The sequence below is a fragment of the Nannocystis sp. genome (genome assembly GCF_016714285.1).
Classification (GTDB): Bacteria; Myxococcota_A; Polyangia; order Nannocystales; family Nannocystaceae; genus Nannocystis.
The window spans coordinates 410,081-432,382 of record NZ_JADJNN010000002.1 but is presented as its reverse complement, the minus strand read 5'-3'; the positions used below and the strand labels follow the sequence as shown (position 1 = coordinate 432,382).

17 protein-coding genes and 2 tRNA genes are annotated in these 22,302 nt (G+C 73.0%); 7 read left to right on the top strand and 12 right to left on the bottom strand.

Annotation, left to right across the window (positions count from 1 at the left end; translation table 11 throughout):
- Positions 1–114: 114 nt before the first annotated feature.
- A complete protein-coding gene (locus IPJ59_RS06005; RefSeq protein ID WP_293270126.1) occupies positions 115–2,007 on the top strand; it encodes an Hsp70 family protein in 1,893 nt (630 codons plus the stop codon).
- Here IPJ59_RS06005 and IPJ59_RS06000 read toward each other — a convergent pair.
- The 7 genes from IPJ59_RS06000 to IPJ59_RS05970 are packed head-to-tail and all read right to left on the bottom strand — an operon-like array spanning position 1,977 to position 9,572.
- Complete coding sequence (locus IPJ59_RS06000) at positions 1,977–3,245, bottom strand: MFS transporter (RefSeq protein ID WP_293249069.1); 1,269 nt, start codon at positions 3,243–3,245, stop codon at positions 1,977–1,979. The two genes, IPJ59_RS06005 and IPJ59_RS06000, sit on opposite strands and share 31 nt — an antisense overlap.
- A 38-nt stretch (positions 3,246–3,283) precedes the next feature.
- Positions 3,284–3,820, bottom strand: coding sequence for an oligoribonuclease (gene orn / locus IPJ59_RS05995; RefSeq protein WP_293270124.1), 537 nt, complete (start codon positions 3,818–3,820; stop codon positions 3,284–3,286).
- 36 nt (positions 3,821–3,856) lie between these two features.
- A complete protein-coding gene (locus IPJ59_RS05990) occupies positions 3,857–4,489 on the bottom strand; it encodes a GNAT family N-acetyltransferase (protein WP_293249075.1) in 633 nt (210 codons plus the stop codon).
- Positions 4,482–5,567, bottom strand: a complete 1,086-nt coding sequence (locus IPJ59_RS05985; RefSeq protein ID WP_293249078.1) for a C45 family autoproteolytic acyltransferase/hydolase — start codon at positions 5,565–5,567, stop codon at positions 4,482–4,484. Before IPJ59_RS05985 ends, IPJ59_RS05990 begins: the two co-directional genes overlap by 8 nt.
- Positions 5,564–7,000: an NAD-dependent succinate-semialdehyde dehydrogenase gene (locus tag IPJ59_RS05980; RefSeq protein WP_293270122.1), complete on the bottom strand. Its 1,437-nt coding sequence runs from the start codon at positions 6,998–7,000 to the stop codon at positions 5,564–5,566. The genes IPJ59_RS05985 and IPJ59_RS05980 overlap by 4 nt, the downstream gene beginning before the upstream one ends.
- Entirely contained in the window at positions 6,997–8,352 is a 1,356-nt protein-coding gene (locus IPJ59_RS05975; RefSeq protein ID WP_293249084.1) for an aspartate aminotransferase family protein, read from the bottom strand. The genes IPJ59_RS05980 and IPJ59_RS05975 overlap by 4 nt, the downstream gene beginning before the upstream one ends.
- A complete protein-coding gene (locus IPJ59_RS05970; protein WP_293270120.1) occupies positions 8,349–9,572 on the bottom strand; it encodes a hypothetical protein in 1,224 nt (407 codons plus the stop codon). The genes IPJ59_RS05975 and IPJ59_RS05970 overlap by 4 nt, the downstream gene beginning before the upstream one ends.
- Positions 9,573–9,663: 91 nt before the next feature.
- Here IPJ59_RS05970 and IPJ59_RS05965 point away from each other — a divergent pair, with 91 nt between their 5' ends.
- From IPJ59_RS05965 to IPJ59_RS05955, 3 genes are read left to right on the top strand one after another with little or no spacing between them, the layout of a single operon-like run.
- Positions 9,664–10,977, top strand: a complete 1,314-nt coding sequence (locus IPJ59_RS05965; protein ID WP_293270118.1) for an NAD(P)/FAD-dependent oxidoreductase — start codon at positions 9,664–9,666, stop codon at positions 10,975–10,977.
- A 60-nt stretch (positions 10,978–11,037) separates the two neighbouring features.
- The gene (locus IPJ59_RS05960; RefSeq protein WP_293270116.1) at positions 11,038–11,892 is read left to right on the top strand and encodes a hypothetical protein; all 855 of its coding nucleotides are present in this window, start codon (positions 11,038–11,040) and stop codon (positions 11,890–11,892) included.
- A complete protein-coding gene (locus tag IPJ59_RS05955) occupies positions 11,889–12,392 on the top strand; it encodes a GNAT family N-acetyltransferase (protein WP_293270114.1) in 504 nt (167 codons plus the stop codon). Before IPJ59_RS05960 ends, IPJ59_RS05955 begins: the two co-directional genes overlap by 4 nt.
- 30 nt (positions 12,393–12,422) lie before the next feature.
- Here IPJ59_RS05955 and IPJ59_RS05950 read toward each other — a convergent pair.
- Together IPJ59_RS05950 and IPJ59_RS05945 are read right to left on the bottom strand one after the other, a co-directional pair.
- Positions 12,423–12,509, bottom strand: a tRNA-Ser gene (locus IPJ59_RS05950).
- Positions 12,510–12,559: 50 nt separating this feature from the next.
- Positions 12,560–16,084 (bottom strand): tetratricopeptide repeat protein, encoded by a 3,525-nt coding sequence (locus IPJ59_RS05945; RefSeq protein ID WP_293270573.1) that lies wholly within the window; start codon positions 16,082–16,084, stop codon positions 12,560–12,562.
- A 222-nt stretch (positions 16,085–16,306) separates the two neighbouring features.
- Between IPJ59_RS05945 and IPJ59_RS05940 the strand changes: the two genes are divergently transcribed.
- Together IPJ59_RS05940 and IPJ59_RS05935 are read left to right on the top strand one after the other, a co-directional pair.
- Positions 16,307–17,575: an HD domain-containing protein gene (locus IPJ59_RS05940; protein WP_293249102.1), complete on the top strand. Its 1,269-nt coding sequence runs from the start codon at positions 16,307–16,309 to the stop codon at positions 17,573–17,575.
- Positions 17,576–17,585: 10 nt separating this feature from the next.
- Entirely contained in the window at positions 17,586–18,218 is a 633-nt protein-coding gene (locus IPJ59_RS05935) for a tRNA-uridine aminocarboxypropyltransferase (RefSeq protein ID WP_293270112.1), read from the top strand.
- 12 nt (positions 18,219–18,230) lie between these two features.
- Here IPJ59_RS05935 and IPJ59_RS05930 read toward each other — a convergent pair.
- The 3 genes from IPJ59_RS05930 to IPJ59_RS05920 form a co-directional block, all read right to left on the bottom strand.
- Positions 18,231–18,307: transfer RNA gene (locus IPJ59_RS05930), tRNA-Asp, on the bottom strand.
- Positions 18,308–18,384: 77 nt separating this feature from the next.
- Complete coding sequence (locus IPJ59_RS05925; RefSeq protein WP_293249108.1) at positions 18,385–19,473, bottom strand: class I SAM-dependent methyltransferase; 1,089 nt, start codon at positions 19,471–19,473, stop codon at positions 18,385–18,387.
- Positions 19,474–19,532: 59 nt separating this feature from the next.
- Complete coding sequence (locus IPJ59_RS05920) at positions 19,533–20,363, bottom strand: class I SAM-dependent methyltransferase (protein WP_293249111.1); 831 nt, start codon at positions 20,361–20,363, stop codon at positions 19,533–19,535.
- A 52-nt stretch (positions 20,364–20,415) separates the two neighbouring features.
- Here IPJ59_RS05920 and asnB point away from each other — a divergent pair, with 52 nt between their 5' ends.
- Positions 20,416–22,299 (top strand): asparagine synthase (glutamine-hydrolyzing), encoded by a 1,884-nt coding sequence (gene asnB, locus IPJ59_RS05915; protein WP_293270110.1) that lies wholly within the window; start codon positions 20,416–20,418, stop codon positions 22,297–22,299.
- The last annotated feature ends 3 nt before the right edge of the window (positions 22,300–22,302 follow it).

Sequence of the window (22,302 nt, the reverse complement as noted above, 5' to 3'; positions counted from 1 at the left end):
GGTTGTGACAGCGGTCGCTATTCACGCCCCCACGAACAGCGGGTGCCAGGGCGAGCCACGTGAGACCCGGAGCGTGTTGACAGCGATCGCGGTTCGCGTACCCTGCCGCGCACGATGAGCCTGCCTGTCGGGATCGATCTGGGGACGACGCGCTGTGTGGTGGGGGTGCTCGAGGCCGGCAAGGCCGTGGCGCTGCTGATCGGGCGCGAGGTCTATCGCGAGGTCTCGGCGATCGGCCACGAGGACGCTGGGGTTATCGTCGGTGAGCGCGCGCGCCGGCTGTGCCTGACGCGGCCGCGACAGATGCTGCTCGCGCCGCTGCGCCTGCTCGGGCGCCGCTTCGACGAGCTCGACCTCGAGGCGTGGCGTCCGCAGCCGCTGCTGCGCGCTGCGGATGGCGAGCTGCGCGTGCGCTTGGTGCCGGCGAGCGGCGCGGGTGAGGGCGAGCTGGTCGCGCCGCCCGTGCTGCTGGCGCCGCTGCTGCGGCAGCTGCGACACACGACGGAGCGGCAGCTCGGCGAGCCGCTGCACACGGCGGTGGTCGCGGTGCGCGGGCAGCTGCGCGACGCGCAGCGACGGGCCACGATCGCGGCGTGTCGGCTCGGCGGGGTCGAGGTCCGGCGCCTCGTGCACGCGACGACGGCGGTGGCGCTGGCCTATCACGCCGGTCGCACCGCGGTGGAGGACGAGACGATCGCGGTGATCGACTTCGGCGGCGGCGGCTTCGACGTGGCGATCTTCGCGGTCGGTGAGCGCAGCATCGAGGTGCTGGCGCAGCGCGGGGTCGAGGTCGGCGGCGAGGATCTCGACGCGCGGGTGGTCGAGTGGCTGCTGGCCGAGTTCCGCGAGCAGACCGGTGTCGATGGCGCGGCCGACCCGGTGGTGCGGGCGCGCATGCGCGACGCGTCGGAGAAGGCGCGCGTCGTGCTGTCGGGCCAGAAGGATGTGGTCATTCACCTGCCCTACCTCGCGGCCGACGAGGCCGGGCCGAAGCACCTACAGGTCAAGCTGACGCAGGCGCGGCTGGAGAAGCTGGTCGCCGACCTGATCGATCGCTGCGCGGCGACGGTGCAGCGGACCCTCGACGACTCGGGGCGGGCCGCGGACAGCGTGACGCAGGTGCTGCTGGTCGGTGGATGCAGTCGGATGCCGGCGGTGCACGAGCGCGTCGAGGCGGTGTTTCGCCGGATCCCCGTCGACGCGCTCAATAGCGAGGATGTGGTCGCGCGCGGGGCGGCGATCTTCGCCGGCTTGCTGGCGTCGCGCAGCCCGGAGTTGGTCGTGCACGAGGCGCTCGGGCGGCCGCTGTGGCTGCAGGTCGGCGCGGGCGAGGCGACCCCGCTGTTCCCGCGGCGCGCCGCGGTGCCGGCCGAGCACAGCGAGCCGATGACGACGCCGGGCGACGGGCGAGCCGGGCCGGAGTGCCGCGTGCTCGAGGGCGATCGCGGCGGCGCCGAGCCGCCGACGCTGCTGTCGTTCACGCTGTCGGGTCGGCCCGAGATCGAGGTCAAGTTCCAGCTCGACGCCAACCAGGTGCTAGAGCTGACGGTCCGCGAGCTGTTTCGCGGCAAGGAGGCGCAGCTCGTGGTCGAGCGGCCCGGGCTCGACGCCGCCACGCTGACGGCGATGGTTGAGGCGGCGCGCGCCGAGGAGGCCGAGGCTCGCGCGGCGCGGGAGCTCGCCGAGCGGCGGCAGCGGCTCGAGGGCATGGCCCAGCGCGCCGAACGGGCGCTCGCGGAGACGGAGAAGGTGAGCCCGGAGACCCGCGAGGCGGTGCTCTCGGGGGTACGCGACGCGCGGGCGGTGCTGCAGGCGCAGGACGACGAGCTGGTGGTCGCGGCGCTCGCGGCCTTCACGGCGCTGCTGCGGCCGTTGCCGGGCGAGCTGGGGGCGATCGCCGCCCCGCCGCCGCCGCCGACGCGGCTGCAGCCGGTCGTGGCGCCGCCGCCGCGGCGGATCGTCGCTGGCCCGGACGATCAGGTGCCCGACGGCGACGACGAGGGCTGAGGGACGTCTGTCCCGAGGGACAGGTCACTGCGTATGTCCTTGGAGACAGGTGTCTCGCGCGGGCGCAGGATCGCGTCGACCTCCGGGTCGTGGAAACGGAGCCACAGCCACAGCCACGCGAGGGCCGCGAGGGCCGCGGCGAGGGCGAAGGCGAGGGCGAGGGCGAGGTCCGCCGCGTAGCCGCCGATCACCGAGCCGAGCACGCGCGCGAGGCCGTAGCAGAGCATGACGTGCAGGCCCTGCACGTGGTTGCGCACGCCTGGTGAGGCCTTGAGGTTCAGGTACATCGGCGGGATCAGGTAGAGGGCGACGACGACGGGGCCGTGCAGCAGCTGCGAGGCGATCGTGACGATCGGGTCGGGCACGGCGGCGAGCAGGGCCATGCGCAGCGTCAGGCAGGCCGCGCCGAGCAGGGCCAGGCTGCGCAGCGAGAAGCGGCGCAGGAGCGGGCCGCCGGCCAGCATGAAGGGCAGCTCGGCGACCACGCCGAGGTTCATGACGAGGCCGACCCACTCGGCGTCGATGCCGACGGCGAGCACGAGCGGCGCGTAGAAGGCGTAGAAGATGGCGATCGCGGAGAACAGGAGGGTGAGCGGGATGACGAGGTCTCGCGTGGGCCGGGCGCGCAGCACCTGCCAGGTGGCGCCGCGCGGGACATCGCGCTCGCGGGCGGGGGGCGGCACGCGCGGGAGCAGGGGGACGCAGACGAGGCCGATGCCGGCGGCGACGGCCGCCGCGAGGATCGCCGCGCGTCCCGAGGCGGCGCCGGCCTTGAGCACGAAGAACAGGACGAAGGCCGGGAGCATGAAGCCGAGGCTGCCCCACACGCGCAGCTGCTCGTAGGCGGGGTGCTTGCGGCCAGCCTCCTGCTCGCGCGCCATGGCGGCGAAGGCGAGGCCGTCGATCAGGGCGAACAGGGGCGTGAAGACGGTGGCGAACGCGAACGAGACCAGCAGCACGGGTACGAAGCGCGAGGCCGAGGCGAGGCCGACGAGACCGACGGCGGAGAGCGCGAGACCGAGGCCGATCAAGGTGCGGCCGGTGAAGCGGCGGTCGGCGAGGTAGGTGACCAGGGGCGGGCTGAGCACGACCGAGAGCCCGTAGATGCCTGCGACCCAGCCGATCTGCGAGTCGGGCATGCCGAGGTCGCGGCCGAGGAACACCGGCAGATACGGCATGTACGCGCCGACGACCGCGTACACGAGGAGGTAGTGCAGGCGGATCGCTACGAAGGGCACGGGGTCGGGGTGCGAGCGCGCTGAGTTGGGCGGTCCAGTCAGCGGAAGATGTGCTGACGGTAGTGGCGGAGCTCGGCGATCGACTCGCGGATGTCGTCGAGGGCGCGGTGGGTCTCGCCCTTGGGGTGGACCGGCAGGTCGGGGTACCAGCGGCGCGCGAGCTCCTTCACCGAGCTCACGTCGACGCTGCGGTAGTGCAGGAAGCTGGCGAGCGCCGGCATGTAGCGGACGATGAAGCGGCGGTCGTGGCCGATCGAGTTGCCGCACAGCGGCGACTTGCCGGCGGGGCAGTGGACGCGGAGAAACTCGAGCGTGCGCGCCTCGGCCTCGGCGAGCGCGATGGTCGAGGCCTGGACCTGGGCGGTGAGGCCGCTGTGACCGTGCTGGCGGGTGCACCAGGCGTCCATGCGCGCGAGCACGGCGTCGGCCTGGTGGATGACGATGTCGGGGCCCTCGGCGACGATCTCGAGCTCGCCATCGGTGACGATGGTGGCGATCTCGAGGATCTCGCAGGTGTCCGGGTCGAGGCCGGACATCTCGAGGTCGATCCACACGAGCGGTGGGGCGGCGTCCATGGGCTGCGGATGGTAACAGAAGCGCCGCGCCGGCTGTCAGCCGCAGGTGACCGGCGCGTCGCTCTCCCACACGATCAGCGCCGACCATGAGTCGGTCGCCTCGTCCTTGAGGTAGTTCTCCAGCGCCGTCACCACGCGAAAGCCCTGGTGGAGCTGGAACGAGAGGGTCGGGTCGTAGAGCTCGCCGCGCGCGACCCGGTCGATGTACTCGGCCGCGCTCATGGCCCGCTTGTGCGCCGCGAAGCCGGGGATGTGCCCGCCGGCGAGGATGCCCCGCTTGCCGTGGCGGCGCACGAGCTCCTTGCGCAGGTCGTACAGCATGCGGCCGATCCCCCGACGGCGATACGCCGGGTGGACCGCGATATCGGTGCCGTAGTACCAGGCGCCGTTGGGGTCGTGATTACCGCACTGGTGGACGCCGGTGATCGACAGGATGTTGTGCTGCGGGCGCGCGAAGTCGAAGTCGAGGAAGATGCCCGCGCCCTGACCGACCACGCGCTCGCCGTCGAGGACGACGAAGAAGCCCTCGGGGAAGGTGCGCGCCGACTCGACCGCGTCCTCGAGGTCGATGAGCTCAGTCGGGTCGGCGTGCGGGAAGCACAGGCGCTCGAGCTCGCCGACCGCCGGCGCCAGCGCCTCGCTGATCTGGACCACCTTGAACTCAGTCATGTCGACCTACCACGAAGCGCTGGAAGGGTCGGTCGGCGGGGATGCCCCACACCGCCCACAGCTCGCGCGTGTCGGGGCGGCAGATCACGGCGCCCGAGCTCTCGACGTGGAACGGCGGCGTCGAGCGGCGGCAGATCGCCCCCGGCTCGCGCAGCAGGGCCTCGAGGCCCGCATGGTCCATGTTGTCCGCCAGCAGCCGCTCCGCCGTCGCCAGCCGCTCCAGCGACGATGTCACCATCTCGGCCGAGCGCGGCGCCTCGCGGGCCTGGCACGCGCGGTCGAGGCAATGGTTGGTGTGGGCCAGCGGCAGCCCGGCCAGCGGCGTCACGGCGGCGTGGGTCGGCATCGCCTCGACGTTGTATCCGCGGCCCTGCGCGTCGAGCAGCAGGAAGTCGTGGCCGCCGGCCAGCGGGGCCCGCAGCACGCAGGCGAGCGCCGCGGCGAGCGAGTCCTGGCGCAGCACCTCGCGGACGACGAAGGGCCAGGTGACGCCGACGCGGCCGTCGGCGGCGGTGAGGTTGTTGATACCGACGCAGAGCCCGCGGTCGTTCATGCCGATCTGTCCGAGGCAGCCGGCGGTGCTAAACACCAGCGCGCTGGGTTCGTCGGATTGCCCTTCGGGCTGCAGGTCGAGCAGCACCACGTGCGGGGTCGCCGTATCGTGCATGTCCCAGGTCTGGGCGAACCACGGACCGCCGCGCCCGGGCGGGACCAGCACCGCGGTGCAATCGTCCTCCTCGGGCGCCGCGTGCCCGAGCGCCCGCACGGCGTCGACGAAGTCCGTGAAGCCGCCGACGATCACCGCCTCGGCCGCAGAGATACCCGCCGCCTCCGCCAGCGCCAGCATCTCGGCGTAGAGCTCGGGCGAGTAGGCCGCGTGCGCCGGGAGCATCGCCTCGGCGAGTCCGAGGATATCGGCCCGGGTCGCGCCGCGTCCGGCCCAGCTGCCGTTGCAGGCCAGCGCCACCCGCTCCTCGACATATTCGCGGATCGACGACGCGAGCGCGCGACCGTGGCTCGCCCCGCGGCGCTGTGCGTCGCCGCGGAGGACCAGGGGCCGCAATTCGCCGCCCCTCACGCGAGCCCCCCGAAGTATCGCGTCTTGGCCTCGACGTACTCGTGCACGCCCTCGCGGCCCGACTCCCGCCCGAGGCCCGACTGCTTGAAGCCGCCAAACGGCGCCTCCGCGGTCACCGGATACCAGTCGTTGACGCCGACCATCCCGAACTCGAGCCGCTCCGACACCCGCATCGCCGTACCCAGGTCGTCGGTGAACAGATAGGCCGCGAGGCCGTACTCGGTCGCGTTCGCCAGGGCCAGCGCCTCGTCGGTCGAGTCGAAGCGGACCACCGGAGTCACCGGCCCGAACACCTCCTCCTGGATCGCCGGCGCCGCCGCGGGCACGTCGCGCAGCAGGGTCGGGGCGAAGAAGAAGCCCGGGCCTGGCAGCGCCTCGCCGCCGACGACTGGCACCGCCCCCGCCGCGATCGAGCCGCGGACGATCTCCGCGACGCGGTCGCGCTGACGGGCGTTGATCAGCGGTCCGACGGTGCAGCGCGGGTCGAGGCCGGAGCCCACCACCTCGGCGCGGACCGCCGCCGCCATCGCGTCGACGAATTGTTCGTAGATCGAACTGTGCACATAAAACCGCTGCGGGGCGATGCACACCTGCCCACAATTGCGGTGTCGCGCCGTCACGGCCGCGCGGGCCAGGCCCGCGATGTCCTTCACGTCGGGGAACACGATCACCGGCGCGTTGCCGCCGAGCTCGAGCGCCAGCCGCGTCACCGTGCGCGCGGCGCCCTCCATCAGCAGCCTCCCGACCCGGGTCGAGCCGGTGAAGGCGATCTTGCGGCAGCGCGGGTCATCGAGCATCGCCTGGCCGATCGCGTGCGGCTCGCCGGTGATCACGTTGAGCACCCCCGGGGGCAGGCCGGCGTCGTGCAACGCGCGGGCGTAGTCGAGGGCGGTGCGCGGGGTGAACTCCGAGGGCCGAACCACCGCGCAGCAGCCGGCCGCCAGCGCCGAGGCGACGGCGCGGTTGACGTTGTAGATCGGGAAGTTCCACGCCGTGATCACGCCGACCACCCCGAGCGGCGAATAGGTGACGTCGATCCGCCGACTTGGCAGGCGCGCGGCGATCCATCGCCCGCCGAGCTGGCGCGCCTCCTCCGCGGCGGTGCGCAGATAGTTCGGCGCCCCGGCCCACTCGCCGCGCGACTGCGCCAGCGGCTTGCCCGACTCCTCGCTGGTCCGCCGCGCATACAACTCGACGCGCTCGCGGATCAGCGCCGCGGCGCGCTCGAGGATCGCCCCCCGCTCGTACGCTGTGCGTCGCGACCACGCGGGGAACGCCGCCGCGGCGGCGTCGATCGCTGTGCGCGCGTCATCACCATCGCCCCACGGCACCTCGGTGATCGCCTGGCCGGTCGAGGGATCGACGACGGTCCACCAGCGATCACCGTGGGCCGCTTGCCAGGCCCCGCCGATGAAAAACAGCTCGCGGCTCATGCCGGCCTCAGGCGCGCGGCGACGGCGTCGATCGAATGATCGAGCACCGTCATCGCCTCGGCGAATTGCTCGTCGGGCAGGTCGAGCGGCGGCAAGAAGCGCACGCAATTGGAGTGCAGGCCGGCGCGGATCGTGATGAGCCCGCGCTGCAGGGTCTCGGCGTTGACGGCCTGGGTCGCCTCGACCCACGGCTCCTTGCGCACCGGGTCGCGGACCAGCTCGATCGCCAGCATCGAGCCGAGCCCGCGCACGTCGCCGACGAAGCTCGGGTGCCGGGCCTGGATCGCCAGCAGGCGCCCGCGCAGGCGCTCGCCGAGCCGGGCAGAGCGCTGCAAGAACGCGGGCTCCGAGATCTGCGCGATCGCCTGCAACGCGGCGACGCAGGCCAGCGGATTGCCGGCGTAGGTGCCCCCGAGCCCGCCCGGGTGCGGCGCCTGCATGACCTCGGCGCGGCCGACCACCGCCGACAGCGGCATGCCGGCCGCGAGCGACTTCGCGGTGAGCAGCAGGTCGGGCACCACGCCCGCGTGTTCGATCGCCCACAGCTTGCCGGTGCGACCCATGCCGCACTGCACCTCGTCGACGACGAGCAGCATCCCGTGCTGGTCGCACAATTCACGGAGCCGCCGCAGCCAGCGCGCCGGCGCCGGATGAAAGCCGCCCTCGCCGAGCACCGGCTCGATGAACACCGCCGCCACGTGGCCCGGGTCGACGATCGCGGTGAAGCCGTGGTCGAGCTGTTCGATGTGCCAGTCGACCCAGGCCTCCTCCGTCAACTCGGCCGGGCGGCGGTAAGTGTTGGGGAAGGGGAAGCGGTACACCTCGGGCGCGAAGGGCCCGTAGCCCTTCTTGAACAGCGCGAACTTCGAGGTCATCGCCAGGGTCAGGTTGGTGCGCCCGTGGTAGGCCCCATCGAAGACGACGATGCCCTGTCGGCGGGTGAAGCTGCGGCAGATGTGCACCGCGGTCTCGACCGCCTCGGCGCCGCTGTTCATCAGCACGGTCCGGCGTGGGAGGTCGCCGGGGACGATCGCGTTGAGGCGCTCGGCGAGCGCGACCATCGGCTCGTAGCTGGCAACGATCGCGCACATGTGCAGCAGCTGACCGGCCTGTTGCTGGACCGCCTCGACCACCGCCGTCGGCGTGTGGCCGAGCGCGAGGGTGCCGATGCCGCCGGCGAAGTCGAGGTAGCGGTTGCCGTCGACGTCGGTGACGACGGCGCCGTGGGCGGAGGCGACGGCGATCGGCGTGAGCCGGGCCGCGCCGCTTGGCATGGCGGCGTCGCGGCGGGCGACGATCTCGCGGCTACGCGGTCCGGGGATCTCTGTCTGCAGGTGGATTGCGCGGGTCATTTCGGGGTCTCCTCGTTAGCGATATCGTTCGCCATATCGTTCGCCATATCGTTCGCCATGTCGTTCGCCATGTCGTTCGCCATGTCCGCGGCCCAGATGCCCTTGTCGCGCGAACTGTAGACATAGTGCGGCGTCTTCGCCAGCTCGACGCCGAGCGCCGCCACCTCGTCGTCGAACCACCGCGGATTGCCGGCTAGCAGCGTCTTGATGCGCTCGAGGTAGTCGCTCGCGCCGCCCACGTCGGCGTAGTAGCGGCGCAGGTTGTCGTAGCGAAACAGCCGCTTGAGCCGCTGGAGGTTGGTCGGCCCGGTCGGCAGCGGCAGCAGCTCGACGTCCTGCTTGCCCTTGGCCCGCCGCTCCTCGAGCCGGGCCTGGACGATGTCGACGCTGTTCTGCAGGAACTCGGGGGTGCAGAAGCAGGCGAACTCGTCGTAGAGGTGGCGAATGGTGATGCGCGCCTCGTCGATCGGCAGCCGGGCCTGGCGCTCGCGGCCCATGCGACGCAATAGCAGCATGAAGGGCACCGGGCGGTTGCCGGTCTCGGCGATCACCTCCGGCGCGCGAAAGTCGGGCTGGCGGTACGGGAAGTGGCGCGGGTCGATCACGTCGAAGCCGCCGCGCCCGTAGAACAGGATGCGCTGCAGCGACAGGCGGTCGTCGGGCGAGAAGAACTCCATCTCGGCGGCGAGGTTCAGGCGCACGCCGAAGTTCTTGCCCGGCTGGTCCGGCAGCGGCAGCTGGACCAGGCCGCGCTGCTGCAGCTGGTACAGGTACTCGACCGCGAGCTCGACCGGGGCGATGCGCAGCCAGTAGGTGAGCACGGTCCCGCGCGCCTGCGGCAGCAGGTTGATGTGGCTGAGGTACACGGTGCACAGGTCCGGCGCCCAGCTCGGGTTGTAGAGCACGGTGCCGTCCCGGACGCCGCGCAGGTTGCCGTCGCGGTCCTTGGCGACGATGAGGAAGTAGCGGCAGAAGGTGCCCGAGGGCAGCGGTTCGAACGAGTCCTCGAGCAGGAACTGGCGGATCGCGGACTCGGGCTCCATCTCACCGGTCGCGCCGAACACGTCCCACAAGATCTGGTAGGCGCGCGTGAAGTCGGGGTGGTCGGGGTGCTCGATCGACTCCAACGCGTAACGCCGGGTCTCCCGCTCGATCATCTCGACGATGTCCTGCTGATACAGGTCCTTCAGGCACAGCCGGACGCGGGTTCCGAGGGTCATGCGGTCTTTCGCGCCCCAGGATGCCCAGCTCGTCGCGCTGGTGTAAAGTGCAGCGGTCTCGGCACGCGCGGCCGCGGCCGCGGGACACGGCATGCGACAGGGCCTCATCGACGACAACCGATCCGCGTGGCTGGAGGCGCTCCCGCCCTACGAGCGCCTCCCGGCGCTGCGCGGGCATGTCAGCGCAGACCTCGCGATCATCGGCGGCGGCATCACGGGCGTGTCCACGGCCTGGCACCTCGCCGAGCGCTATCCCGACCGCCGCATCGTCCTGCTCGAGGCCCGGGGCCTCGGCAACGGCGCCAGCGGGCGCAACGGCGGCCAGGTGTTGAACGGCATCAACGGCGTCGAGCCGCGCGAGGCGACGCTGGCCCAGCGGGTGTTCGCGGCGACCTCGGCGGGCATCGACATCGTCGAGGCGCTCGCGGCCGCCTCGACGATCGACTGCGGCTTCTCACGCCGCGGCTGCCTCGAGGTCTACACCACCGAGGCCAGCGCGCGCGAGGCCGAGGCCCGGGTCGCGACGTGGCGCGACTGGGGCCTGCCGATGCGTTGGCTCGCGGGCAACGCGACCGGCAACGCGATCGGCATGCACGGCATCCACGGCGCCGTCCTCGATCCCACGGCGGGCATGGTCAACTGCGCGGCGCTGCTGCGGGGCCTGCGGCCGCGGCTGCTCGCGCGCGGCGTCACCGTCCACGAGGACACGCCGGTGCTGCGCGTCGAGCAGGGCCAGCCCGTCATCCTCCACACGGCCGAGGGCAGCGTGCGCGCCGCGGCGGTCGTCGTCGCGACCAACGCCTACACCCCGCAGCTCGGCCTGTTCACGCGCGGCATCCTCCCGCTGCACTCGCACGTCGTCGCCACCGCCCCGCTGTCGGCAGAGCGCTGGCAGCAGCTCGGCCTCGAGGGCTTCGCCGACGACCTCGATCGCATCGCCTACGGCGGGCGCATGAGCGACGGCCGCATGCTGTTCGGCGGGGGCAGCAACGCTGCGTACACCTGCAGCTTCGGCGGCTCGCCGGTGTTCCCCGCGGACGCCGGCGCCCGCAACTTCGCCGCGATCGAGGCGCGCATGCGCGGCTACTTCCCGGGCCTCGCCGACGTCCCGGTGACCCACCGCTGGACCGGCCCGCTGGCGATCACCTTCGATCGCATCTGCTCGATGGGCGTCACCGGTCCGCACCGCAATATCTACTATGCGCTGGGTTACAGCGGTCACGGCCTCGCCCTCGGCGCGCTCGCGGGCCGGGTCCTGCGCGACCTCTACAGCGACGACCACGGCCCCTGGCAGGGCCTGCCATTCTTTCAAAAGCGCCTGCCGATCATCCCGCCGGAGCCGTTTCGCTGGCTCGGCTACCAGCTCTACACCCGCCTCACCGGCCGCTCGCCGCGACAGCGCTGATATCGAGTCGGCGATCCATGGCTATCGGCCTGGTTGGGCTTCATGACAAACTCGCCCGCGATGCAGCCGCTGCGGATCGTCCCCGAAGACCTCGCGCCGGGCGACGAGCGGGCCCGCGAGCTCGACTGGTCGCGCCTGCGCGTGCAGGCCGTCCACGATCCGCGAGACCCGCTGTTCGCCCGCATCTATGACCGCCTTTGGCAGGAGTTCGGGGCCCGCGGCGAGATGGAACAACGCGAGGTGATCCGCGACCGCCTCGCGTGGGACCCACGCACGCTCGTGCACGGTCACGCGCTGCGCTACGAGCTGATCGCCGTGCTGGCCGGCGATCAGCTGGTCGGCCTGCGCGACCACACGGCGATCGTCCCGCCCAGCGCCGGGCCTGGCGCGCCGACCCGCGTGCTCGTCCACCTGTCACACGTGATCGTCGAGCCGGCCCTGCGTGGCGGCGGGCTCTCGGCCTGGCTGCGCGCGCTGCCGCTGCAGACCGCGAGGGCCTGCGCCGCGGCGGCCGGCCGTCGCTGCGACGCGATCACCCTGGTCGGCGAGATGGAGCACCCCAACGACAGCTCGCCCGACGGCTCGCCCGACGTGCTCGCTCGCCTGCGGTCGTACGCCCGCGCCGGCTTTCGCAAGCCGGACCCACTGCTCGTGCACTACCACCAGCCCGACTTCCGTCCGTCCGCGGAGATCGACGCGAGCTCGCCGCAGCCGGTGCCGTTGCTGCTGGCGCTGCGCCGCGTCGGCGCCGAACACGAGCGCTGGGTCACCGTGGCCGAGCTCCGCGAGCTCGTCACCGGCATCTACACCATGTTCGCCGTCCACCAGCGCCCCGAGCACATGGCCCCGCTGTGGGCCCAGCTGGCCGCGATGCCGCGCGAGGGCCTCATCCCGCTGCTGCCATTGCTGCCGTGACGCTTACCCGCACACCCCGCGAATCTACGATGATCGAGCCAACCACACTCCGTGTCACCCTGCGCGCCGTCGACCTCGCCGACGAGCGCGAGGTCGCGACGCTCATCGCCTTCGTGAACGCCAACTATCGCAGCCCCTTCCCGATCGACGCTGAGCTGGTCCGCGATCGCCTGCACCGCTTCTTCTGGGCTCACGACGACGCCGGCGCCCGGGTCGGCAGCGCCGCCTATGTGCGCAAGACCGCCTTCCTGGCCGAGAGCATCAAGACCGTCGTCGACCCGGCCCACCGCCAGCGCGGCGTCGGTGCCGCGATCTCGCGGGCGATCGAGGCGGAGATCCGCCGCGCCGGCTTCACCAAGGCGATGTCGACGATCTACATCGATAACATCCCGATGATCGTCATCAAGCTGCGCCAAGGCTACATCATCGAGGGCCTGCACCGCGACCACGAGCAGCCGGGCCTGCACGAATACTCGCTCGGCAAGCTCCTGACCCAGTAGTCGGGCGACGACCGACAAACAAGCTGTGAGCGGAGGAGGAGGGATTCGAACCCTCGGTGGAGTCACCCCCACGACGGATTTCAAGTCCGCTGCCTTAGACCGCTCGGCCACTCCTCCGGGGGGACGGAGTATGGGCAAGGCGCGTCGCCACGTAAAGCCCAATATTCTCAGCGCTCGCGCAGCAGCTTCTCGACTTCGGCGCGGGCGGGGGCCTTCTCGCCGGCCTGCTGCAGGTAGACCGTGAAGGCCGCGCGGGCCTCGGCGCGGCGACCGAGGTGGTGCAGCGCTCGTCCGAGCCACAGCTGCGCGTCCGGCAGCCACGACGTACCGGCGCCTGCCAGCGCGACGGCGCGGCCGAGCTGCGGCACGGCCTCGGCGTGCCGACCGAGCTCGACCGCGGTGCGCCCGGCCCAGTACAGCGCCTCGTCGGGGTTCGGGTCGTGGTCGATCGCGTGGGTGAAGCTCTGCAGCGCCTCGGGCAGCTGCTCGCGCTCGCGGAGGGCCAGGCCGAGGGCGAGGTGGGCTCCTGGCGGGACCTCGGCGGCGCGCGTGACCGTCTGCAGCTCGGCGACGGCCTCGCGTGCGAGGCCCTGGGCCAGCAGGGCGCGGCCGAGGAGGAAGCCGGCCTCGAGCAATCCGGGGTCCTGCTGACGGGCGCGGCGGTAGGCGATGACGGCCTCGTGGCCCTTGCCGCCGCGCTCGGCGATCTTGCCGGTCCAGAGCTCGACCTCGGCGTCGGGCGAGCGCGGCCGGGCCAGCCGGATCTGCGCCGCCGCGTCGCTGTTGCGGTCGCGCTCGTACAGCACGCGCGCCTTGACCAGGTGCGCCTCCCACGAGCCAGGGTTGCGCTGCAGCACCTTGTCGACGTGGCTGTCGGCCGCGTCGCGGTCGCCCTGCGCCAGCCGCAGCAGCGCGTTCATCAGCACCACGTCGTCGGGCGCGTCCGGGTCAGCCGCGTATGGCTGCACGAGCTCAGCCAGGCCCGCCAGATCGCCGTCGCGGAGGTACAGGCGACCGAGCGGAGCGACCAGACCCGGGTAGCCACCCGTGCGCACGAACACCGCCGTCAGATCGGCGCGCCCGGCCGCACCGCGGCCCTGCTCGAGCGCCAGCACCCCGCGGCGCAGCTGGGCCGCGTTGTCGTCGGGGTCGACTGCGAGGGCCGCGTCGAGCACGGCTACCGCCTGGTCTTTGCGACCTGTCTCAACGAGCAGGTTGGCGTGGGCCAGGGCCAGCGCGCGCAGGCCGGGGCGGACGGGCGCGCGCGGGTCCTCGCGCAGCAGCGCCGCGGCGCGGGTGATCGACGCCAGCGGGTCCTCGGCGCCGGCGCGCGTGCGCAACTCGGCGAGGGCGATCGCCGCCGGGACGTCAGTGGGGTCGTCGGCCAGCGCCGCGGTGAAGGCCGCCGCCGCTTCATCCATGCGCCCGCGCATCACGTGGACTCGCCCGCGCAGCACGGCGACCCGGCCGCGATCGCCCTCGGCGGCCGCGAGGCGTTCGATCGCCCGGACCGCGGTGCTCTCGTTGCCGGCGGCGATCGCCAGCTCGGCCTGCAGGGCCGAGGTCTCGGGGTCGATCGGCGCGTTGCGCAGCAGCGGCGCGAGCTCCTGCTGCACCCGCCCGAGATCGCCGGCGGTCAGCAGCAGGCGCACGCGGGCCAGCTGCGTCGCGGGGTCGGCGGGCGCCAGGTGCACCGCCTCGTCCGAGACCCAGCGCGCCTTGCTGAATTCGCCGGTCGCGGCCGCCACCTCGGCGCGCAGCAGCACGAGGCGCGCCTGGTGGACCGTGCTCGCCCCGGCGACGCGCTGCGGTAGATCTGCGAGCCGCCGCGCCGCCGCCAGACGACCGCGCTCGAGCAGCGCACGCAGCAGCGCACGCTGATACTGCGGGTGGTCCGGGTGCGCCGCCGCGGCGTCCTGCAGCGGCTCCAGCGGCGCGTCACGCCGGGCCGCCAGGGTCGCCGTCGCCAGCACCAGCGCCGCCGCGACATCGCCGGGGCGCTCGTGGAGGGCCAACGCCGCCTCGCGCTGCGCGCTGCGCTCGTCGCCGCGGCGCTCGGCCACGAGGGCGCGGTAGAGGCGGGCACGCGCGTCGTCCTCGCCGGCGAGCAGGCGCTCGGCCCCCGTCAGGTCGCCGTCGGCGAGCGCGGCGAGGCCGGCGACGCGGGCCGCCCGCGGATCGTCGGGGGCGGCCTGCGTGCGCCACACGGCGGCCGCGCTGCGACGCACCGGGTCGGGGCCGTAGCGCAGGTGCATGCACAGCGCCGCCTCGGCACGCCCGAGGCGGTCGCCCTGGGCCTCGGCCTCGGCCAGCGCTGCGAGGTAGTCGGGCACGCGGTCGGCGTCGAGGAGGGCCGCCTGCGCCTCGAGATAGCCCTCCGACCATGTCGCTCGGGACATGTCCGTACGAGCAGGTTGAACGCTGCTATCGGCGCCGAGTCCGGGCCCGCGGGTGAAGTAGAACCACCACAGCCCGAGCAGCCCGAGCGCCAGCCCGAGCAGCCCGACGTAGGCGATCGCCGGTGGTGGTGGTTGGAGCGCGTGCGGGGCCAGTCGCCGCGGGCGCGGACGCATCGTCGGTCGCAGCGAGCTCCGATTCGCCGACGGCCCCGGGCTGGCGTCCGGCGAACTCGGCGGCGTCGGGGCGATCGGCGGCTGGCTGGGTTCGCCGTGGAGGTCGTCGAGATCGAGGTCGACATCGTCGGGCCGGGTGCTCCCGGGCGGCCGCGGCGAGGCCACCACCGTCTCGATCGCCGGCGGTAGGTTGGTCATCGCCGCGAGCTGCGGCAGGTCGAGCTCGGCGCTGTTGTCGAGCTCGGTCGTCGCGGCGGTCGCCGCCGGTACGGAGATCCGGCGGACGATCTTCGGCAGCGTGAACGGCCGCGTCGAGGCCACCGGCGCCGGTAGGTCGTCGTGCTCCCCCTCGACATCCCGCACCCCCGAAGCCGCCGACGCGACCAGGACGGCCGTCGCGCCGTCGGCCCCGCCCACCTCGAGGCCCGGGCTGACGGCCGTGCGCGACGCCTCGACTGTGGCGGGTGCGGACGCGGGCTCCGCGTCCGTCGCCACGCGCGACGCCTCGAGCTGCGCAGGCGCAGGCGCGACGGTAGCGACGCGCGACGTCTCGCTCGCGCCTCCGCGGCTCGCGGTCACCGTCTGCGCAGGCGCAGCCGCAGCCGCGACCACGGGCGCAGCGCCTGGTGCGTCGCGTCTGTCCTTTGAGGCAGCTTCCGGCGAGCGCGGCGGCGCGAACAGGCCGGGCCGGGCCGGCGCGTCCGGGACCGCGGTGAAGAAGCCGGTGCCACGCCGAGCCGCACCGGCGGGCCGCGTCCCGGGCACGGCGGCGCGCGGCAGACCGGTGATCGCCGCGACGCTCGGGGCCAAGGCGGCGCCCGGGCCCGCAGCTCCGACACCCGTCGACCTGTCCCCAAGACCAGCCACCCCGGCGCCCATCGACCTGTCCCCAGGGCCAGCCGCCCCGGCGCCCTTCGACCTGTCCTCCGGGACAGCTGCGTCAGGGTCCCGCGATTCGGCGCCGGCTGGCTCGCCCGCGCCGCGCCGCCACACCGTGCCGAGGGCGACGGGCAGCACCGGCTCCGGCTCGTGCGCGTGGACCAGGGTGCCGCAGTTGGGGCAGCGCTCGAAGGTCTCGCCGTCGTCCGACAAGTACGAGCATTTGCGGCAGCGGAGCATCACGGGCGACGGGCCAGGATATCACCGACGCAGCGGAGGTACCGACGCTCGCGTCGGCTCAGGGCCTCGCCGTCGCCGTGCGGAGCTTCGCGGTGCACGACCTTGTCATGCCCTCACCGTCGCGGACATCGCGCGAGCGGTCCCGACACACCAATCGCGGCCCGGCGGCGCGGGCCATGTTTGACGGCTCGCCACGAGCGCCGCCGGTGTAGGCTGCGGCCGATGATCCTGCGCGATCCCGTTCACGGGCTGATCTCCTTCACCGGCGCGGCCGAGCGGTGGATCTCTCGGCTGCTCGCGTGCCCGGAGGTCCAGCGGCTGCGGAGGATCCGTGCGCTCGGGCTCGCGTCGCTGGCGTTTCCGGGGGGCGAGCACTCGCGCTTCGCTCACGCGCTCGGCGCGGCGCATGTCATGCAGCGCTACCTCGATCGCGTCCGCACCCTCGAGGCCGAGCTGCCGGCGCACGACCGCATCGACGACGGCACCGCCCTCGCCGCCCTCGCCGCGGCGCTGCTCCACGACCTCGGTCACGGCCCCTACTCGCACACCTTCGAGGCGGTGCTGCCGGGCGCGCCCCGCCACGAGACCTGGACCTCGCGGATCTTGCTCGACCCGGACACCGGCGTGCACCGCGTGCTCGCCGAGCTCGACGGCAGCATGCCCGCGGTGGTCGAGCGCCTCATCCACGGCGAGAGCCCGGTCGGCCACCTCGCGCGCGCCGTCTCTGGCACCTTCGACGTCGACCGCTGCGACTACCTCATGCGCGACAGCTACATGACCGGCGTCCGCTACGGCCTGCTCGACGTCGACTGGCTGCTCGCCTCGCTGCGCCTGTATGTCCCGAAGGACAGCCACAGCGCCCGCCTCGCCGTCGACGGTGAGAAGGGCCTCACGGCCGTCGAGGGCTTCTTCCTCGCCCGCCTCTACATGTACCGCCAGGTCTACCTGCACAAGGCCGTCCGGGCCGCCGAGCACATGATCGTCGCCCTGTTTCGCCGCCTCTCCGAGCTCGATCGCCAGCCCGCCACGCCGCCTGTCCTCGAGGACATCTTGCGCGGGCGCCCGGTCAGCGTCGGCGCCTACCTGCAGCTCGACGACACCGTGCTGATCACGGCGATCGCCGGCTACGCGGGCGGGCCCGACCCGCTACTGGCCGAGCTCGCCGCCGGCCTGCACGATCGGCGCCTGTACAAGACCCTGCGCCTGTCGCCCGCGGCCGACCCCGATGAGGCCCGGGCGCGGCTCGCCGAGCTGCTCGCGGCGGCCGGCCTCCAGCCGGCCTGGCTGGCGGCGATCGACTGCGTGCACATCGACGCGTACAGCGACGACGAGGCGATCGGCGTGCTGCGCTCGGGCGGCCGGGTGCAGCGGCTGGTCGACGCCTCGCCGGTGCTGCGCGGGCTCAGCCGCGAGCGCTTCGTCCACCACCGCGCCATCTTCCCGCCCCCGCTGCGCGCCCGCGTCGCCGCCGCGCTCGCCGACCTCACCTGACCCTTCGACCATGTCCCGCAAATCTTCCCGCCCTCGCTGCCCCGTCTGCGGCCTCCACCAAGAGCTGTGCCTGTGCGATGAATTGCCGGTACGCGAGCTCGCAAGCGACTTCGTGGTCGTGCAGCACAACCGCGAGCGCAACAAGCCGACCAGCACGGGCCGGGTGACGGCCGCGGTGCTGCGGGCACCGGTCCTCAACTACGGCGCGCAGGACGAGGTCTTCGACGCCAGCGCGCTCGAGCGGCCGGACACGGACTATTACGTGCTCTACCCGATCGAGGGGGCCGCGACGGTCGACGACGCCGGCACCCGGCCCGCCCCCGGTCGCCGCCGCTGCTTCGTGATCCTCGACGGCACCTGGCATCAGTGCTCGCGCATGGCAAGGCGCGCGCCGCGGGTCGAGGCCATGCCGCACCTCGCCCTCCCGCCGGGCCCGCCCTCGCGCTGGGGCGTGCGCACGCCGCCGAACCCCGCGGCCGTGTGCACCTTCGAGGCCGCCACGCGCCTGGTCGAGGTGTTGTACGGGGCCGAGGCCGCCGCGCCGATGGTCAGCTTCTTCACCGAGCTCAGCGCTCGCATGCTCGGCATGCGCGGCAGGCAGCCGGGGCACGACGACGAAAACAAAAAAGCCCCGAGTGGTTAGCTCGGGGCTCTTTGGCGGGGCGGACGGGGCTCGAACCCGCGACCTCCGGCGTGACAGGCCGGCGTTATAACCGACTTAACTACCACCCCTCCCTTGCAGCCGTTTTGGCGGCTGACAGGGACCGGGAGAATGCGGCAAGGCGCCCGGCACTGTCAAGCGCGATCCATCAGCCGGTGGTGGTGGTCCCGAGGATCGCCACGAGGTTGGCGCCCCACGGGCATTGCCCGCCGAACACCCGCTCGAGCGCAGGGTCGAGGCTATCGAGGCCGGCCAGCACCAGCGGAGTGAGGGCCCGACGCAGCGTGCCCGCGAGGTTGCCTCCGCCCACGCGCGTGCCAGCCACGCCTGGCGATGCGGAGAGATCTCCCCCGGTCGTGAGGTGATTACGGCTGGAGAGTCTGGCTCGCAGCTCGAGGCCGAGGTCGAGACCCGTGAGCAAACTCGGGATCACCACGCTGCCGGCCTGCGGCGCGCTCCACAGCGCCAGCACGGTGAGCCCGGCCCGCTCGGCCGCGGCCTGCAGCGTGCCGCGTTCGAAGAAGCAGACGTGGTCGCCGAGCTCGAGCGGCCGGTAGCGGCGGCCCCACAGCGGTCGCAGCCCGTCGCCCCAGTTCGGCACCTCGACCACCGCGAGCCCGGCGGGCGCGAGGTGGCGGCGGATCCACACCAGACCGGAAACGGGCCGACGCAGGTGCTCGAGCACGTGCGTCATCGAGATGAGGTCGTAGCGCGGCAGGCCGAGCTCGTGGGTCTCGATGTCCAGCGCGTGCACAACGTGCCCCGCCGCCAGCGCGCCCTCACCGGCCGGCGAGCGCTCGATGCCCTCGGTCTGGTAGCCGTACTCGCGCCAGACATCGAGCAGGAGCCCGGTGTTGCAGCCGATGTCCAGCGCCCGCGGGCTCGCTCGTCCATCACGTCGCGCGTCGCCGATCTGGCCACCGCGGCCGATGCGGCCGATGCGGCCGATGCGGCCGATGCGGCCGATGCTCAGGCGATCGTAGAGCGCCGCGTTGCGCCGCTTGCGGGCGCTGCCGGGCCGCTCCGTGACGTCGCCGCGGACGCGCTCGGCCCGGCCCGCGTAGTAGTCCTCGCTGAGAAATTCGGCCGCATACTGCCCGGTCGCGTGGACCTGCTTGCAGCCGCGACAGCGGACCACGCCGAGCCCGGCCCGGGCCGGCAGCAATACGGTGTGCGCCCGCACACCGCACACTGGGCAGCGCTCGACGGCCTCGATCGTGGGTGTCGCTTGAGACATGTCCTTGGGGCCAGCTCCGTTCAGGTAGGCCGATCAGCTCGGCCGATCAGCTCGGCCGATCAGATCGGCTTGTTCGCGGTGATGAGAAGGCCGAGGCCAAGCCGCGCGCCGAAGCGGCGGATGAGCCCGCGCGGGTAGATCGCCCACAGCAGGCGATGGACGCGGCCCTGATAGCGCTCCGACGGACGCATCGCCAGCAGGTCGCCGGCCAGCAGCGCCGTCTCGACGCGCACGTCGACGAAGCCCCGCATCAGCGCGTGCGCCTCGGCGACCGTGTAGGCCTTGGTCCCGGGGCTCTCGAGGTGCTCGTAGATCGCCCGTCGCGGGGTCAACCACGGGCGCAGGCGGGCCGCGCCGTGCACCGCCCACAGCAACAGCCCGGTCCACGAGGGCACGTGGTAGATCATCACGCGCGCCTCGCCACCGGGCCGCAGCACCCGCAGCACCTCGGCGATCGCGGCCGCGGTGTCGGGCGAGTGGTGCAGCACGCCGTAGGAGTAGACGAGGTCGAAGCTGGCGGCGGCGAAGGGCAGGTGCTCAGCGTCGGCGACCGTCAGCGGAGCCTCGGCGTGGCCCTCGGCGGCGACCCGCGCGCGCGCCTCGGCGAGGCTGTTGGGGCTGAGGTCGACGCCGGTGGCCCGCGCTCCGTGACGCAGCCACTGCACGAAGTCGGTGCCCGCACCGACGCCGATCTCGAGCACGTCGAGGCCGCGAGACTCGCTGAAGCGGGCGAAGCCGGGGATGTGCTCGTCGACGGCGTAGCGCTCGGCCTCGGCCTGGGCCTGACGCGCCCGCGGGTCGGGCTCGTCGAGGCCCCGGGTCCCGCAGGGCTCGCGGTCCCAGTGGGCCCGGACACGAGCCTTGAGCGCGGGGTCATCGTGCTTGTGCATGCGGGCGCCCGATCTTACTTGAGATCCGTCCTCGCGCTAAGCTCCCGCCGGCATGTGCGGGATCGCCGGGATGATCGGTCGCCACGACCCGGCCCTGCTGGCTGCGATGACCGCGAGCCTGCGCCACCGCGGACCCGACGGTGACGGGCTCTACCAAGGCGGCCCGGTCGGCCTCGGCCACCGCCGCCTCGCGGTGCTCGACCTGGCCGGCGGGGCCCAGCCGATGCGCTCGGCCGACGGTCAGGCGGTCGTCAGCTTCAACGGCGAGATCTTCAACTACAAGGCGCTGCGCGGCGAGCTGCTGGCGGCCGGCCAGGTGCTGCGCAGCGAGGGCGACACCGAGGTGCTGCTCGCCGGTTACCAGCACTGGGGCCTGGAGGGCCTGCTCGCGCGCCTGCGCGGCATGTTCGCGTTCGCCTTGTACGACCTCGGCACGCGCACGCTGTGGCTGGCCCGCGACCACCTCGGGATCAAGCCGCTCTACCACGCGACCCTGACCGACGGTGCGCTGCTGTTCGGCTCGGAGCCGAAGGCGCTGCTGTGCAGCCGGGAGATCGATCGTGGCCTCGACCTCGACTCGCTCGACGCCTACCTCGATCTCTTCTACGTCCCCCCGCCGCGCTCGATCTTCCGCGGGATCTGCCAGCTGCCGCCGGGCCACTGGCTGCGCTGGCAGGCCGGCGAGCAGACGATCGTTCGCTGGTGGGACCCGCAGCCGCGACCCGCGGACCCGCGACTCACGAGCCTGAGCGCGTGGGCCGAGGCGGTCGAGCCGGTGCTGCGCGAGGCCGTCACGCTGCACACCGTCTCCGACGTGCCGCTCGGCGCCTTCCTGTCCGGCGGCCTCGACTCGTCGGCGATCGTCGCGTTGATGGCCGAGCGCAGCAACCACCCGATCGCCACCTTCTGCGTCGGCTACGGCGCCGAGGGGGCCTCCTACGAGGAGCGACCCGTCGCCCGCCGCGTCGCCGAATTCTTCGGCGCGCAGCACCGCGAGCTCGAGCTGGACATCGACCTGCTCGGCGACCTCGCGCCGCTGGTCCGCGGCTTCGACGAGCCCTTCGGCTCGTGGGCCGCGCTGCTCAGCCACCGACTCAGCCGCTTCACCCGGGAGCACGTGACCGTCGCCCTCGCCGGCGACGGCGGCGACGAGGTGTTCGGCGGCTACCCGCGCTACCTCGGCCTGCGCCTCTCGGAGCACCTGTCCCATGCGCCAGGTGCCGCGCTGAGCCTGGCCAGCGGCGTCCTCGCCCGCGCGGGCGAGCCGACCACCGCCCGCAGCCTGCGCCGCTGGGCCCGCCAGTTCCTCGCCGGACTGCGCCTGCCGCCGGCGGAGCGCTACGCGGCGTGGGTCGGCTACGCCCCGCTCGAGGCGCGCGCGCGGCTCTACAGCCCGGCGCTGCGCGAGCGGCTGGCGAGCGCTCCGCGGCGCTCCGCGGTGGCCGCAGCATTCGCCGAACCTGACTTTGGCGACATGGTCCAACGGGCAGGTTACGCGGACCTGCGCGGCTTCTTGGCGGAGAACGTGCTGCGCGGCTCGGACCGCATGAGCATGGCGCACGCGCTCGAGGTGCGAGTGCCGTACTGCGACCGGGTCCTGGTCGAGCTGATGGCCGGTGCGCCCGCGCCGATGCGAGTGACGGCGCTGGCCTCGAAGCGGATCTTGCGACGCGTGATGCGGGGCAAGCTGCCGGACGAGGTGCTGCGGCGCAAGAAGCTCGGGTTCACGGCGCCGTTCGGGGTGTGGCTCAAGCGGGCCGAGCCGCAGATCGCGGCGGACCTGCTGCATCCGGCGCAGATCGCCCGGCGCGGGCTCTTCGATCCGGCGGAGGTCGAGCGGCTGTGGGGCGAGCACCGCAGCGGGCGCCGCGATCACAGCCACCGACTGTGGTCGCTGATCGTGCTCGAGCAGTGGCAGCGCATGTACGCGGATTGACGC

Excerpts from the sequence above, each read along its gene's own strand:
- IPJ59_RS06005 (WP_293270126.1), top strand. The coding sequence starts at position 115 with ATGAGCCTGCCTGTCGGGATCGATCTGGGGACGACGCGCTGTGTGGTG.
- orn (WP_293270124.1), bottom strand. The coding sequence starts at position 3,820 with ATGGACGCCGCCCCACCGCTCGTGTGGATCGACCTCGAGATGTCCGGC.
- IPJ59_RS05990 (WP_293249075.1), bottom strand. The coding sequence starts at position 4,489 with ATGACTGAGTTCAAGGTGGTCCAGATCAGCGAGGCGCTGGCGCCGGCG.
- IPJ59_RS05980 (WP_293270122.1), bottom strand. The coding sequence starts at position 7,000 with ATGAGCCGCGAGCTGTTTTTCATCGGCGGGGCCTGGCAAGCGGCCCAC.
- IPJ59_RS05975 (WP_293249084.1), bottom strand. The coding sequence starts at position 8,352 with ATGACCCGCGCAATCCACCTGCAGACAGAGATCCCCGGACCGCGTAGC.
- IPJ59_RS05970 (WP_293270120.1), bottom strand. The coding sequence starts at position 9,572 with ATGACCCTCGGAACCCGCGTCCGGCTGTGCCTGAAGGACCTGTATCAG.
- IPJ59_RS05965 (WP_293270118.1), top strand. The coding sequence starts at position 9,664 with ATGCGACAGGGCCTCATCGACGACAACCGATCCGCGTGGCTGGAGGCG.
- IPJ59_RS05960 (WP_293270116.1), top strand. The coding sequence starts at position 11,038 with ATGCAGCCGCTGCGGATCGTCCCCGAAGACCTCGCGCCGGGCGACGAG.
- IPJ59_RS05945 (WP_293270573.1), bottom strand. The coding sequence starts at position 16,084 with ATGCTCCGCTGCCGCAAATGCTCGTACTTGTCGGACGACGGCGAGACC.
- IPJ59_RS05940 (WP_293249102.1), top strand. The coding sequence starts at position 16,307 with ATGATCCTGCGCGATCCCGTTCACGGGCTGATCTCCTTCACCGGCGCG.
- IPJ59_RS05935 (WP_293270112.1), top strand. The coding sequence starts at position 17,586 with ATGTCCCGCAAATCTTCCCGCCCTCGCTGCCCCGTCTGCGGCCTCCAC.
- IPJ59_RS05925 (WP_293249108.1), bottom strand. The coding sequence starts at position 19,473 with ATGTCTCAAGCGACACCCACGATCGAGGCCGTCGAGCGCTGCCCAGTG.
- IPJ59_RS05920 (WP_293249111.1), bottom strand. The coding sequence starts at position 20,363 with ATGCACAAGCACGATGACCCCGCGCTCAAGGCTCGTGTCCGGGCCCAC.
- asnB (WP_293270110.1), top strand. The coding sequence starts at position 20,416 with ATGTGCGGGATCGCCGGGATGATCGGTCGCCACGACCCGGCCCTGCTG.